At 32.9% G+C, this 13,953-nt stretch carries 12 protein-coding genes and 1 other RNA gene; 2 read left to right on the top strand and 11 right to left on the bottom strand.

The annotated features are described in order from the left end of the window. Positions 1–82: 82 nt before the first annotated feature. From recD2 to sal, 5 genes are all read right to left on the bottom strand, one after another. Complete coding sequence (recD2, locus tag KA814_RS04615) at positions 83–2,470, bottom strand: SF1B family DNA helicase RecD2 (protein WP_064208879.1); 2,388 nt, start codon at positions 2,468–2,470, stop codon at positions 83–85. Between the two features lie 4 nt (positions 2,471–2,474). Then, the gene (locus tag KA814_RS04610; protein WP_336606217.1) at positions 2,475–3,161 is read right to left on the bottom strand and encodes a tetratricopeptide repeat protein; all 687 of its coding nucleotides are present in this window, start codon (positions 3,159–3,161) and stop codon (positions 2,475–2,477) included. Between the two features lie 185 nt (positions 3,162–3,346). Beyond that, complete coding sequence (mnmA, locus tag KA814_RS04605) at positions 3,347–4,459, bottom strand: tRNA 2-thiouridine(34) synthase MnmA (protein ID WP_046208105.1); 1,113 nt, start codon at positions 4,457–4,459, stop codon at positions 3,347–3,349. Then, a complete protein-coding gene (locus KA814_RS04600; protein WP_046208104.1) occupies positions 4,460–5,602 on the bottom strand; it encodes a cysteine desulfurase family protein in 1,143 nt (380 codons plus the stop codon). Between the two features lie 60 nt (positions 5,603–5,662). Next, positions 5,663–7,294 (bottom strand): Sal family ABC-F type ribosomal protection protein, encoded by a 1,632-nt coding sequence (gene sal, locus KA814_RS04595; protein ID WP_081254257.1) that lies wholly within the window; start codon positions 7,292–7,294, stop codon positions 5,663–5,665. 287 nt (positions 7,295–7,581) lie between these two features. Between sal and KA814_RS04590 the strand changes: the two genes are divergently transcribed. Beyond that, positions 7,582–8,580: an LLM class flavin-dependent oxidoreductase gene (locus tag KA814_RS04590; protein WP_210122679.1), complete on the top strand. Its 999-nt coding sequence runs from the start codon at positions 7,582–7,584 to the stop codon at positions 8,578–8,580. A gap of 84 nt (positions 8,581–8,664) precedes the next feature. Here the strand turns inward: KA814_RS04590 and KA814_RS04585 are convergent, their stop codons facing one another. From KA814_RS04585 to cymR, 3 genes are all read right to left on the bottom strand, one after another. Beyond that, complete coding sequence (locus KA814_RS04585) at positions 8,665–8,832, bottom strand: hypothetical protein (protein ID WP_157947928.1); 168 nt, start codon at positions 8,830–8,832, stop codon at positions 8,665–8,667. A 35-nt stretch (positions 8,833–8,867) separates the two neighbouring features. Next, on the bottom strand, positions 8,868–9,050 hold the full coding sequence (locus KA814_RS04580) for a CsbD family protein (RefSeq protein ID WP_046208102.1): 183 nt from the start codon (positions 9,048–9,050) through the stop codon (positions 8,868–8,870). Positions 9,051–9,180: 130 nt separating this feature from the next. Beyond that, positions 9,181–9,600 carry a cysteine metabolism transcriptional regulator CymR gene (gene cymR / locus KA814_RS04575; protein ID WP_019469423.1) on the bottom strand — a complete coding sequence of 140 codons (420 nt, stop codon included), beginning with the start codon at positions 9,598–9,600 and terminating at the stop codon, positions 9,181–9,183. A gap of 86 nt (positions 9,601–9,686) precedes the next feature. Here cymR and KA814_RS04570 point away from each other — a divergent pair, with 86 nt between their 5' ends. Next, positions 9,687–10,967, top strand: a complete 1,281-nt coding sequence (locus KA814_RS04570) for a replication-associated recombination protein A (protein ID WP_046208101.1) — start codon at positions 9,687–9,689, stop codon at positions 10,965–10,967. 74 nt (positions 10,968–11,041) lie between these two features. Here the strand turns inward: KA814_RS04570 and KA814_RS04565 are convergent, their stop codons facing one another. From KA814_RS04565 to aspS, 3 genes are all read right to left on the bottom strand, one after another. Beyond that, on the bottom strand, positions 11,042–11,809 hold the full coding sequence (locus KA814_RS04565) for a tRNA threonylcarbamoyladenosine dehydratase (RefSeq protein WP_046208100.1): 768 nt from the start codon (positions 11,807–11,809) through the stop codon (positions 11,042–11,044). A gap of 117 nt (positions 11,810–11,926) precedes the next feature. Beyond that, a non-coding RNA gene (gene ssrS / locus KA814_RS04560) (6S RNA) lies at positions 11,927–12,117 on the bottom strand. A 61-nt stretch (positions 12,118–12,178) separates the two neighbouring features. Further along, entirely contained in the window at positions 12,179–13,945 is a 1,767-nt protein-coding gene (gene aspS / locus KA814_RS04555; protein WP_210122678.1) for an aspartate--tRNA ligase, read from the bottom strand. Positions 13,946–13,953: the final 8 nt, after the last annotated feature.

The following is a 13,953-nucleotide window of genomic DNA, read 5'->3' as shown; positions in this document are numbered from 1 at the left end:
CCAGTACATCTCTTGTCGACTACCATAATTTACTCATCTTTATGCACAATCAATTATATTGTATTTACTTTAACCTACGTTGTCAATGTTCAACAAAATCATATGGTGAAATATCTCCCATATTAATCATAGGATTAATTTTATATATATTTTCTTCTGTTAAAATAGTCGTGGCATCAAACGTATCTTCAACTGCAACCTCATCTTTACGATCATCATTATTAAAATACGTTTTTAAGAATGAACAGAGCTGAGTCATTCTCACTTGACCATGTGTATTTAAACCGATTTCAAAAGCTTGTGGATCACCCAGAAATACTAGTGATTGCTTAGCTCTTGTTAATCCTGTATATAATATAGGTTTTTGTAACATTCTAAAATATTGCTTAACCATAGGCATAATTACAATTGGAAATTCAGAACCTTGCGATTTGTGTATAGACGTACAATATGCATGTGTTAATTCTAACAAATCTTGTCTTACAAAAGTAATTTCATTTCCGTCAAAATCAACGACCAATACATCTTTATTTAAGGCATTTTCTTTTGCCCAAAATATGCCAACAATCACACCAATATCGCCATTAAATATATTATCACTCGGCCTATTTACTAGCTGTAGCACCTTATCCCCTTTTCTAAAGACAACATCACCGAATTCAATTTCACGCGTATCCTTTTCTTTAGGGTTTAAGATTGTTTGCAATACAGCATTTAATTTTTTTATACCTGCAGAACCTTTATACATAGGGGCTAATACTTGTATATCACTCATATCATAACCTTTTTTAACAGCACTTGAAACAACCTTTTCAACAACTGAAGGTATTTGTTCAGTTGAACAATTAATAAAGTTACGATCATGAAATCTTTGTGTGATATCAATCGGTTCTCCCAATTTCATTCTATGCGCCAATTCTATGATACTAGATCCATCTTGTTGTCGGTAAACTTCAGTCAGATTCACTCTAGGTATAACTTTAGAATCAATGAGATCTTTAAACACTTGTCCTGGGCCTACGGAAGGCAACTGATCTTCATCACCTACTAATATCACTTGGGCATCAATAGGTACCGCGCTAAGAAATTGATGAAACAGCCAGGTGTCGACCATTGACATTTCATCAATAATGATTAGTTTAGCTGAAATCTCATTATCTAAAATATCTTCTGGCTGTGTGTCTTGATTCCAACCTATCAATCGATGTATAGTCATAGCTTCCAACCCTGTAGATTCAGCCAATCGTTTTGAAGCTCTACCTGTAGGTGCTGCTAATACAACTGGATAATCATCGTTTTGATAATCATCATAATCTAAAGATAAACCATGTATTTCTGCATATAATTCGACAATACCTTTAATCACAGTAGTTTTTCCTGTTCCTGGCCCGCCAGTTAGCAGCATAACTTTACTATTGATTGCAGTCTGTAGCGCATCTCTTTGGGAATTAGCATAAGTGACTTGATTGCTTTGTTCGATTTCACCAATTTCTAATAATAATTCAGACTGCTCAATTTCTTTTAATTTATTCGTATAGGTGTAATTACGATATAAGTTTTGAACACTTTTAAGTTCCGAATAGTATAAACTAGGAATTGCTAATTCGTGTTCCTGTTTTACTAATTTGGTATCTTCAACTAAGATTTGAATCATATTTTCTAATTGTTGAAGTTCAATCACTTCATTTGGTGATTGTGATAACATATCTTGTGTCATTTCTAATACATTTTGTGTTGGTAAGTATGTATGCCCTTGCTTAATACATTCTTCTTCTAATACATATAATAAACCCGCTTTTAAACGCTCATCATCATTAAATTGAATACCCACATTTCGTGCTAAAGTATCCGCTTTGTTAAAACCGATTCCTTTCACGTCGTAAACTAATTGATAGGGTTTATTTTCTACAATATTAAGTGTATCACCTAAATAAACCTGATAGATTGCCATAGCGAGTTTAGGCCCAAATCCTAAATCATGTAATCGAATAATAATTTGTTCTGTTTCTTGATTACTCGCAATTTGTTCAGCAATTTGCTTTTGTTTTTTCCCAGGTAAACTAGGTACTTTTTCTAAAACAGATGGGTCATTTAAAATGTCTGAAATAGCATTTTCTCCAAGTGTATTCACAATATTTTGAGCTGTTTTTTTACCTATTCCTTTAAATAAATCACTAGATAAATAGCTAATAATAGCCTCTTTGGTTTGAGGCAGCTCTTTTTCAAACGTTTCAGCTTTTAACTGTTTACCATATTTAGGATGTGAAACGACTTGACCTTTAAAAGTATAAACATCGCCTTCAGCAATTTCTGGAAAGAACCCTACAACTGTAGGCATAGAATCAAAATCTTCATTAGATTCTATCGTATCTACTTTTAAAACAGTATAAAAATTGTCTTTGTTTTGAAACAAGATAGCATCTACAGTACCTTTAATCATTGAATTATTGAATAATGTAGGGTTGTCCATTTAATTACTCCTCCTCTGCGATGGATTTAAACGTTTTGATGGCATGTTGACTCATCAAATGTTCTGGGTTGATAGCAACTGCACGTTCAAAATATTCGATAGCACATTCAGTATCCTCTGTTAACATATAAGTTGCTAGACCTAAGTTATATAAAGCGTCTGTATGTTTGTCATCTAATGAGACTACATACTGTAATTGTGAAACAGCCTGTTCGTACATTTCTAAGTGACATAATACCAATCCATATTGAAATTGTACCTCTACATCCTTGCGATTATCTTTTTCAGCAGCAGTCATTAAAAAGGGAAGTGCTTCTGTAAATGCTTCTAACTGGTTAAACGACATACCTATCATATAATTGGTGTCGATTTCGTCAACTTTATATTGTAATGCTTGTTGGTATAATTTAACCGCTTCTTTATATCGCCCTTCATTATAATAAACATTAGCTAAATTGTAATAAACAGCCCCATTTTTTGGGTCAATGGTTAGTGCTTTTTGGAAAAACTTTTCCGCTTTATCTATTTCACCCGCTTCTGCGATTAATATACCTGCATTGATATAATTTTCGACTTCATTCGGGTTTGCTTCTATATTTTCGAATAATGCTGTTAAAGCTTGCTCAAAATTACCTTGTTTAATCAATGTATAAATTTGTTCTTGATTCATGCTATCCCTCTCTCTCAACATCTTATTATAACATTTAAGAATGAAAAAACAGTAAAAAGGAGTAAGTCACAAATCAAAAATTTAAAATTTGATATTGTATGCTTACTCCTCAAAATACGATTAAACTATGAAACTTTATATTTAATTAACAATATAGCAATGTCATTTTGCTATTTTAATCATTACGAAGCATTTAATTAATTTGTTTAAACAACATAACTTAATTGACCTGATGTTTTATATACATCATCTATAGTAGCGCCACCTAGACAAACATCGCCATCATATAAAACGACTGATTGACCTGGCGTAATTGCGCGAACAGGTTCGTCAAATGTTACTCGAATTGCATTATCATGCTCTTTTTGAACAAAAACTTTAGTATCTTTTTGACGATATCTAAATTTCGCTGTACATTCAAATCCATTTTCTAAATCAACAGGGTTAACAAATGAAATATCTGAAGCAATCAAATAGTCACTGTAAAGCGCTTCATGATGAAAACCTTGTTCTACATATAAGACATTATCATTTAAATTTTTGCCTACTACAAACCAAGGGTCTCCATCTCCACCTATACCTAGACCGTGACGTTGACCGATAGTATAGTACATTAATCCTGCATGTGTACCTATTTTCTTACCAGTTAAAGTTTTCATTTCACCTGACTGTGCGGGTAGATATTGAGATAAAAATGTTTTGAAGTTACGTTCACCGATAAAACAAATACCAGTTGAATCTTTTTTCTTAGCTGTAGCTAAATCTTGTGCTTCTGCAATTCTACGCACTTCTTTTTTATCAATATCGCCAATTGGGAACATCACTCTAGATAATTGTGATTGTGATAATTGATTTAAGAAATAAGTTTGATCTTTATTATTGTCAACGCCCCTCAACATTTCAACATGTCCATCTTCATGACGTCGTACACGAGCATAATGTCCAGTTGCTACATAATCTGCACCTAATTTAAGCGCATGCTCTAAAAATGCTTTGAATTTAATTTCTTTATTACACATCACATCAGGATTTGGTGTACGGCCTTTTTTATATTCATCTAAGAAATAAGTAAACACTTTATCCCAATATTCTTTTTCAAAATTAACTGCATAATATGGTATACCTATTTGATTACATACAGCTATAACATCATTATAATCTTCTGTAGCTGTACAAACACCATTTTCATCCGTATCATCCCAATTTTTCATAAAAATACCAATGACATCATAACCTTGCTCTTTTAATATATGTGCTGTTACGGAACTGTCTACGCCGCCTGACATGCCTACTACAACACGTGTATCTTTATTTGACAACTAAACTTCCTCCTTGAATTTATGATAAATTTTGTGAATTTCGGTAACTAAATATTTAATTTCTTGTTCGGTCGTTTGTTCATTAAAACTAAATCGCACAGAATGATTCGCTCTTGTATCGTCATCATACATTGCTACTAAAACATGTGAAGGTGATGTAGAACCTGCAGTACATGCTGAACCAGAAGCTACATATATATTAGCTAAATCTAACAATGTTAACATAGTTTCCACATCAATAAATGGAAAATACAAATTAACAATATGACCAGTAGTATCAGTCATTGAACCATTTAATTCAAAAGGCACTGAACGTTCTTGTAAAGATACAAGAAATTGGTTTTTTAAATTCATCAAATGGACATTGTTTTCATCTCTATATTGGTTTGCTAGTTTTAAAGCTTCAGCCAATCCGACAATTTGAGGTACGTTTTCTGTACCTGCTCTTCTTTTCACTTCTTGTTCTCCACCTAATTGTGGAAACTTAATGTTTGTACCTGATTTTATTAGTAATACACCGACACCCTTTGGTCCACCAAATTTATGTGCCGTAATACTCATTGCATCGATATCAAATTCATGAAAATCTATGTCTAAGTGCCCTATAGCTTGTACAGCATCTACGTGAAATAAAGCATTTGAATGACTAACAATTTCATCAATATCGTACATTGGTTGCACTGTGCCAATTTCGTTATTAACAAACATGATTGAAACAAGGATTGTCTCATCAGTCATTGCACTTTTCAATTGTTCTAACGATATCAGACCTTCTTCATCTACATCAAGGTATGTTACATCAAAACCTTCTTTTGCTAATTGTTCAAAAACATGGAGTACAGAATGATGTTCTATTTTAGTTGTTATAATATGCTTACCTTTATCTTGGTTTGCATACGCAATACCTTTAATCGCTGTATTATTAGATTCTGTTGCGCCACTAGTAAAAATTACTTCACTAGGCTTCGCATTGAGTTGTTTAGCTACAAAACGACGAGACTCATCTAAATATTTACGTGCATCTCTACCTATACTATGTATAGAAGACGGATTACCGTAATGTGTTGTATAGATTTCCATCATTTTATCTATTACTTGTTGTTTAACAGGCGTTGTAGCAGCATAATCTGCATATACTTCCATGTTTGACACTCCTTACAAATTTATCAATGTTCCAATGATAGCACCATCTAATTAATTTTTCTAGTTGTCTGTTTCAAAATGACCATTTTCATCTATCATTTCATATCCATCTAACAATGTTAATGTTTCGTTTACATTTGATTTTGTCTTTTTATTTTGGGTTAAGTTATATAATTTTTTATTTCTAATTTCCCAGTGTGTCGCTTTAAACCTAGCTTGAAAATACTCATCATGGCTCACAACTAATACTTGACCGTTAAAACTTTTTATCATATTTAAAATTAAGTCCTGTGTTGAAATATCAAAATAATTAGTTGGCTCATCTAAAATTAATAAATTGGCACCAGAGCAATATAGCAGTACAAATTGAAATCTACTTTTCTCTCCCATAGATAATTGACCAATTGGTGCATTAATTTTTTCCTCTTTAAAACCAAATGAAGCTAATATAGTTTGCGCTTCGCTTCTTGATATTTTATTCGTACTTAATAGCATCATCAGTGGAGATTCTGCTTCATTCAAATTTTTGTTCGTCTGATCGAAATATCCAATTTTTAGTGAAGGTGTGATTTTTAAATGTCCTTGATTAGCAAATATCTTTTGTCTGATCATCGCAATTAAAAGAGATTTTCCGCTTCCATTTGGTCCCGTTATTAATACGTTTTCTTTTTGTTTCATTTCGAAATGCGCATGTTCAAATACATGATGTTCACTTATAACAACATTGAAGTCTTCAAAATGAATTAAAAAACGCTTACGTAATTGGGCTTCATGATTAAAATGATAATGTTTTTGTTCGTTATCTGGCTGGTTTATGGTCTTCTCATTTAATTTTTCGGTCATTTGTTTTTCTTTTACTTTAGCCTTTTGAGCTAACTTACTAAGCTTCTTCTGCTCAATAGGGCTACGAACACTTGCTTTTTGTCGTGCTGAATGATGCCATGTTTGGATTCGTTGTATCGTGCGATTAAGTTCTGCTATTTCTTTTTGTTGCTTTTCGTACATATTTTGTTGTGTTTGTAACGTTAAATCTTTAATTTCACGGTACTTGGAATAATTACCATTATATTTATTCGTTTTTTCAGATGTTACTTCAATGACATGAGTCGCTGTTTGATCGATAAAATCACGCTGGTGTGATACATAAACAATCGTACGTTTTGATTTTTGAATTTTTCTAATCAGTTGTTCCAACATTTCTAAATCTAAATGATTCGTGGGTTCATCCAGTAAGATCAGTGGTTTGTTTGACATGAATGCTTTTAATAACGCCAGTCGTGTTTGTTGACCACCACTCAAATCTTGAATTTGTTTTTCTAAATCTTTTTCTGTTAAATTCATTTGATTCGCTTGCGTAATAATACTCTGTTCAAATTCGTAACCATTTAATGCACTATAGTCTGCAATATATTCATAATTGTCTTCAAGTTTTTGCTTTATCTGCAATATTTCGGGGTTTATTTCCATTACATAATCTAACCCTGTTAAGTGTTCATCAGCTAACATATTTTGGTACATTAAATAAGTTTCATCTTTATATTTCGATTTTATCGCTTCTAACAAAGTCGTTTTGCCTACGCCATTGTTACCTATCATTGCAATATGTTCGCCTTTATCAATTTGAATTTCTACAGAGTTAATTAAATTTTTACCAAATTTTTCAAATGGTTTTTGAACAAAATAAAAAGACATACCAATTCCCTCTTTCTTAAGGGATACGACATGCCTTAACAATCCGAACATTATTTATGTTAGGTACTTGAGTGATAATTTTGCATTAAGACATGGTCTTATCCCATATATTACTTTTTTGATTAAATAATTGATATTGTTTGTTTTCATGAGATTTATCCATTGTCTTAATAAGGCCACCTAACTTTTTAATTTCATATAGTATAACAGTGAGCAATTTCTTACGCAAGTTTTATTTAGACTGTTATACTGCAATATATTAATATATTTAAGGAGGACATAGTGAAATGAGCGATATTAAATTATCTGCACTTAATCTAGTTCCAATTAGAGAAGGTCAATCGGACCAAGATGCAATTAGTGATATGGTTAAATTAGCACAAAATTTAGAAGAACTGGATTATGAAAGATATTGGATTGCAGAACATCATAACGCACCTAACCTTGTCAGTTCAGCCACTGCGTTATTAATACAACATACATTAGAACATACTTCTAAAATAAGGGTAGGCTCTGGTGGCATCATGTTACCTAATCATGCACCTCTCATTGTTGCAGAACAATTTGGGACAATGGAAACTGTATTTCCAAATCGCGTTGATTTAGGTTTAGGGCGTGCGCCAGGTACTGATATGATGACTGCAAGTGCGTTACGTAGAGATCAACACAATGGCGTTTATGAATTCCCTGAAGAAGTAGAACAACTTGCAACTTATTTTGGTCCAGGTAATCAACAAACGTATGTCCGTGCATATCCAGCCGTTGGTAAAAATGTACCTCTTTATATATTGGGTTCTTCAACTGATTCTGCACACTTGGCTGCACGCAAAGGATTACCTTATGTCTTTGCAGGTCATTTTGCACCACAACAAATGAAAGAAGCAATTGAAATTTATAAAGAACTATTTGAACCTTCAGAGGTATTAAGCAAGCCATATGTGATTGTTTGCTTAAATGCCATCGTTGCTGATACAGATACACAAGGAGAATATCTGGCAACAACACAGGCTCAGGTAATGGTAAGCATTACTAGAGGAAGAATGCAACCTGTACAACCACCAACTGACGATTTAAAGGGACTACTCACGCCTACTGAATATGAAATTGCCAAACAACGTATGCAAAGTTCACTCATCGGTTCTGAAGAAACGGTTAAACAAAAATTACAATCATTTATTGATGAATATGGTGAAATAGATGAATTAATGGCAATTAGTTACATCTATGATCAAGAAGCACAACTTGAATCGTATCGTAAACTTAAAAATATTATTTCAACTTTTTAATTAAATATAGAAAAGCCCAGTTTCTAGTTAGAAACCTGGGCTTTTCTATATTTAAGCGAATAAACTTAAACTTTAAAGACAATTTTATTTTTTGTCGTCTTTTTTATCTTTGTCATCTTTTTTATCGTCACTGCCACCAGTGAAATTATCGATTTGTTCAGATGCTTGCTTTGCTTTTTCGTTATCCGTATCTTTTAATTTATCAGAAACATTTTTTGCAGTTTCTTTTGCTTTATTTAAGAAATCAGACATAATAAAACCACCTTTTTAGTATTAGTTACCGATTATTATTTTTTAAATTTATCGATAACTTCATTTGCTTTATCTTTTGCATTTTCTACTACTTCTTTGGCTTTACCAGAAGTTTTATCTTCTTTGCCTTCTTTTTCTAAGTCTTTATTGTCGGCAACATTACCAACTGTTTCTTTAACGTTTCCTTTTGCTTGTTCGAATTTATTTTCATCTGCCATAAATAATACCTCCTTAGCAATGTATTTATTAAATACCACAATACTTAAGACGTAAACATTTAAAACAAATTTTTTTAAATATTTTCAGTTAATGACAAAGAAACGTTTTAATAAATAACAATTTTACATCTTATATATAGAACATATATCCATCTAAATTATTAGTTTCATTATAATCTGCTAAATATTTTAAAGTTGTATTATCTAATACTTCTCTAACTGCATCTCTCATTCTAATCCAAAGTTGTTTTTGCGCAGGAGGTTCAGAATCAATACTTTCTACAAATGTAATTGGTCCTTCTAACAAACGAATAATGTCACCAGCAGTAATTTCTTCAGCTGATACTCTCAATTGATAACCACCTTTTGCTCCACGAACACTTCGGATTAAACCAGCATTTCTTAATGGACCTACGAGTTGTTCTAGATAAAGATCACTTAAATTATTTTCTTCAGCTATAGATTTTAACGAAACACATCCTTGCCCTTGCTTTTTGGCTAAAGATATCATTAGTGTTAAGCCATATCTGCCTTTTGTTGATATTTTCATTATATAACCTCACTTAATTCGAATACTATATATTAACATTCTATCATTTTTTACGTTAAGATAATATTAGAAAGGTGTGAAAGATTGTGACGAACGAACCACTCGCTTCAAGAATGCGACCAAATAATATTGATGAAATTATTTCACAAGATCACTTAGTTGGTGATAAAGGTATTATACGTAGAATGGTCAATACCAAACGACTATCATCCATGATTTTTTATGGTCCACCTGGAATTGGTAAAACGAGTATTGCTAAAGCAATTTCAGGTAGTACTCAATTTAAATTCCGTCAGCTAAATGCTGTTACAAATACTAAAAAAGATATGCAACTCATTGTTGAAGAAGCAAAAATGTCTGGACAAGTCATTTTATTATTAGATGAGATACACCGTTTAGATAAAGCTAAACAAGATTTTTTACTACCGCATCTCGAAAGTGGAAAAATTGTGTTGATTGGTGCTACAACATCAAATCCATATCACGCAATTAATCCTGCAATTCGATCAAGAGCGCAAATTTTCGAATTATATCCATTAGATGATAATGATATAAAAATTTCTTTAGAAAGGGCTCTCCACGATGAATCACGTGGATTAGCTTCATACAATCCAGTCATTGATGAAGATGCGATGAATTATTTCACTACACAAAGCCAAGGTGACGTTAGAAGTGCACTGAATGCTTTAGAATTAGCTGTGCTCAGTGCTGAAGTTAAAGAAAATCAAAGACATATTACATTAGAAGATGCTAAAGATTGCTTGCAAAAAGGTGCTTTTGTCAGTGATAAGGATGGTGATATGCATTACGATGTGATGAGTGCATTTCAAAAGTCAATTCGAGGAAGTGATGTAAATGCAGCATTGCATTATTTAGCACGTTTAATAGAAGCTGGAGACCTACCCACCATTGTCAGAAGATTATTAGTGATTAGTTATGAAGACATAGGTTTAGCTTCACCTGGTGCAGGCCAACGAACTTTAGCAGCAATTGAATCTGCTGAAAGACTAGGATTTCCAGAAGCAAGAATTCCTTTGAGTCAAGCGGTAATTGAATTGTGTCTGTCTCCTAAATCTAATTCTGGAATCACTGCTATCGACGCAGCACTGTCAGATATTCGAAAAGGTCATGTAGGACAAATTCCCGACCATTTAAAAGATGGTCATTACTCAGGTGCCAAAGCTTTGGGTAGAGCAATAGGTTATAAGTATCCTCATAATTATGATAATGGATTTATCGCACAACAATATTTGCCTGATAAATTAAAAAACAAAATTTACTATACACCTAAAACAACATCAAAAACAGAACAACAGCTTAAATCTATTTTTGACAATATCAACAAGGCACAACAAAATAATCATTAGTTTAAGGTTATATCAAACAACCGCGTTAACACATTTGAAATGACTTCCTGTGTTAACGCGGTTCGTTGATATCTTTATTTATCTTTGATTCTTGTTACAGGTATATCTTTGAGTATGTCATTAACCACATAGCTTGCACATATCAACCCCACAACACTGGGTACAAATGCATTTGATGAGGGTGGCATTTGCCCTTTCCTAGTTGGTGCATTTGCATCGCCAACTGTTTCTTTGACATCTTCTCTTATAACGATTGGACTTTCATCTGAAAATACTACAGGTATCCCTTTGTATATACCTAATTTTTTCAATTTACGACGTATCAATTTAGCCATTGGATCCATATAAGTTTTAGAAATATCTGCAATTTGGAAACGTGTCGGATCTGTTTTATTTGCGGCACCCATACTCGAAATTACAGAAATACCTCTTTCAAGACATTCTTTCATAAGATGAACTTTATATATCAGTGTATCACTTGCATCTATAAAATAATCGATATCATAGTTATTAAACAAGGCTTCGTATGTTTCTTCTGTATAAAACATATGGAGTGATGTAACTTCACATTCAGGATTGATTAATTTGATGCGCTCTTCCATTAATGTGACTTTACTTTGACCTATTGTAGATGTTAAAGCATGTAACTGTCGATTGACGTTCGTTATATCAACATCGTCTTTGTCTATTAATATAATATGACCTATATTCGTACGCGCTAATGCTTCAGCTGCAAATGAGCCAACGCCTCCTACCCCTAAAACAACAACGGTTTTTTGTTTTAATAATTCTAAACCCTCTTTGCCGTATGCCAATTCATTTCTTGAAAATTGATGTTTCATTTTTAAACTCCTTATTTAGCGAATACTATAATCATAACATTTTTACGATCCGATTAATTGTAAAACAATAAATTATAACGATAAAAAAAATACGCAAGACCGAAGTCTTGCGTACCGATAGAGTCCGTGCGTGCCGTAGTTATAAATTGCTTAATCATTCGGCCTGCTATTAACAGGTGGGTGCCCTGTTTCTTGTTTTGCAAGTCCTCCTTAAGAGGCGTGTGCGCTGCAAGAAAACCTATTGGGCTCCCGGATCAAAGAGTGTTAGGCCCAAATATGAAGCAAACTTACGAACACTACAGATGACTACCTTATGCAAGTATAATAACACATTATTAGAATTTAGCAAGAATAAAGACTTAATAAAAATTAATGTCTAATTCTTAATGAGAGTTCTTCCAATTGATTTTCTGATACTTCACTAGGTGCATTTGTTAATAAACAAGTTGCAGATGCAGTTTTAGGGAATGCAATTGTGTCACGTAAGTTTGTACGTCCAGTTAACAACATAACTAAGCGGTCTAAGCCTAAAGCAATACCGCCATGTGGTGGCGCACCATATTTAAATGCATCTAATAAGAAACCAAACTGTTCTCTAGCTTGTTCTTCAGTAAATCCTAATACTTCAAACATTTTTGATTGTAAATCTTCATTGTGAATTCTAATTGAACCGCCACCAAGTTCATAACCATTTAAAACAATATCATATGCATTAGCTTGAGCATTTTCAGGTTCAGTATCTAATTTGCTAATATCTTCTTGTTTCGGTGCTGTAAATGGATGGTGTGCAGCAGTATAACGTTTTAACTCTTCATCGTATTCAAGTAATGGCCAATCTGTTACCCACAAGAAATTCAACTTACTTTCGTCGATTAAATCTAGTTCTTTAGCCAATTTTAATCTAAGTGCACCTAAGCTTTGAGCTACAACATTAGGCTTGTCAGCTACAAATAAGACTAAATCTCCAGATTGCGCACCAGTCAAGGCTTTTAATTTTTCAACATGGTCTGCTTCAAAGAATTTAGCTATAGGGCCATTTAAACCTTCATCAACTACTTTAACCCATGCCAAACCTTTGGCACCATATATATTAACAAATTCAGTTAAAGCATCAATATCTTTTCTAGTATAATTATCAGACGCACCTTTAGCTACAATTGCCTTCACTTGTCCATCGTTATTTACTGCATCTTTGAAGACTTTAAAGTCCATGATTTCACCAAGTTCTGAAACATTCATTAATTCCATACCAAATCGTGTATCTGGTTTATCAGAACCAAAACGCGCCATTGCTTCATCATAAGTCATTCTTGGGAATGGACGAGGCACTTCCACTTCTTTTACATCTTTTACAACTTTTTGTAACATTTCTTCACCCATGTCCATGACATCTTCTTGATCAACAAAGCTCATTTCAATATCAACTTGCGTAAATTCTGATTGACGGTCTGCACGTAAATCTTCATCACGGAAACATTTAACAATTTGATAATATTTATCAAAACCACTAATCATTAACAATTGTTTAAATATTTGTGGTGATTGAGGTAATGCATAAAATTCACCTTCATGAACACGAGATGGTACTAAATAATCTCGCGCACCTTCTGGTGTTGACTTAGTTAACACTGGTGTTTCAATATCATAAAAACCTTCACCATCTAAATATTGTCTAATTGAACGTGTCGTTTGATGTCTCATCTTAAACGTTTGTGCTAATTCTTGACGTCTTAAATCTAAATATCTATATTTTAGTCTTATATTTTCATCCACATTTTGATTATCCTCATTTAAGGCAAAAGGTGGTGTTTCAGCTTTATTAATAATCTCAATATCTGATACTTGTACTTCAACTTGACCTGTAGCAATTTTGGGATTTACTGTTTCTGGATCACGTTTTTTTACAATACCTTTTACTTCAACTACATACTCAGATCTAATTGTTTCAGCTATACGTAATGCTTCTTCAGAAAAATCTGGATTAAACACAATTTGTACATAACCTTCGCGGTCACGTAAATCTACAAAGATCAGTCCACCTAAATCTCTACGATTGTGTACCCAACCTTTTAATATAACTTCTTGTTCTAATAGTGATTCAGTCACTAAACCACAATATGTTGTACGCTTACTCATGATATCTT

The organism is Staphylococcus sp. GDY8P196P (genome assembly GCF_017891705.1).
GTDB classification, from domain to species: domain Bacteria; phylum Bacillota; class Bacilli; order Staphylococcales; family Staphylococcaceae; genus Staphylococcus; species Staphylococcus ureilyticus.
The sequence above is the reverse complement of the archived record's forward strand: the minus strand, read 5'-3'. Positions and strand labels throughout refer to the sequence as shown.

Bases quoted from the DNA above. Each gene is read 5' to 3' on its own strand.
- recD2 (WP_064208879.1), bottom strand. From the start codon at position 2,470: ATGGACAACCCTACATTATTCAATAATTCAATGATTAAAGGTACTGTA.
- KA814_RS04565 (WP_046208100.1), bottom strand. From the start codon at position 11,809: ATGAAACATCAATTTTCAAGAAATGAATTGGCATACGGCAAAGAGGGT.
- KA814_RS04600 (WP_046208104.1), bottom strand. From the start codon at position 5,602: ATGGAAGTATATGCAGATTATGCTGCTACAACGCCTGTTAAACAACAA.
- sal (WP_081254257.1), bottom strand. From the start codon at position 7,294: ATGTCTTTTTATTTTGTTCAAAAACCATTTGAAAAATTTGGTAAAAAT.
- cymR (WP_019469423.1), bottom strand. From the start codon at position 9,600: ATGAAAATATCAACAAAAGGCAGATATGGCTTAACACTAATGATATCT.
- aspS (WP_210122678.1), bottom strand. From the start codon at position 13,945: ATGAGTAAGCGTACAACATATTGTGGTTTAGTGACTGAATCACTATTA.
- KA814_RS04585 (WP_157947928.1), bottom strand. From the start codon at position 8,832: ATGTCTGATTTCTTAAATAAAGCAAAAGAAACTGCAAAAAATGTTTCT.
- KA814_RS04580 (WP_046208102.1), bottom strand. From the start codon at position 9,050: ATGGCAGATGAAAATAAATTCGAACAAGCAAAAGGAAACGTTAAAGAA.
- KA814_RS04610 (WP_336606217.1), bottom strand. From the start codon at position 3,161: ATGTTGAGAGAGAGGGATAGCATGAATCAAGAACAAATTTATACATTG.
- KA814_RS04590 (WP_210122679.1), top strand. From the start codon at position 7,582: ATGAGCGATATTAAATTATCTGCACTTAATCTAGTTCCAATTAGAGAA.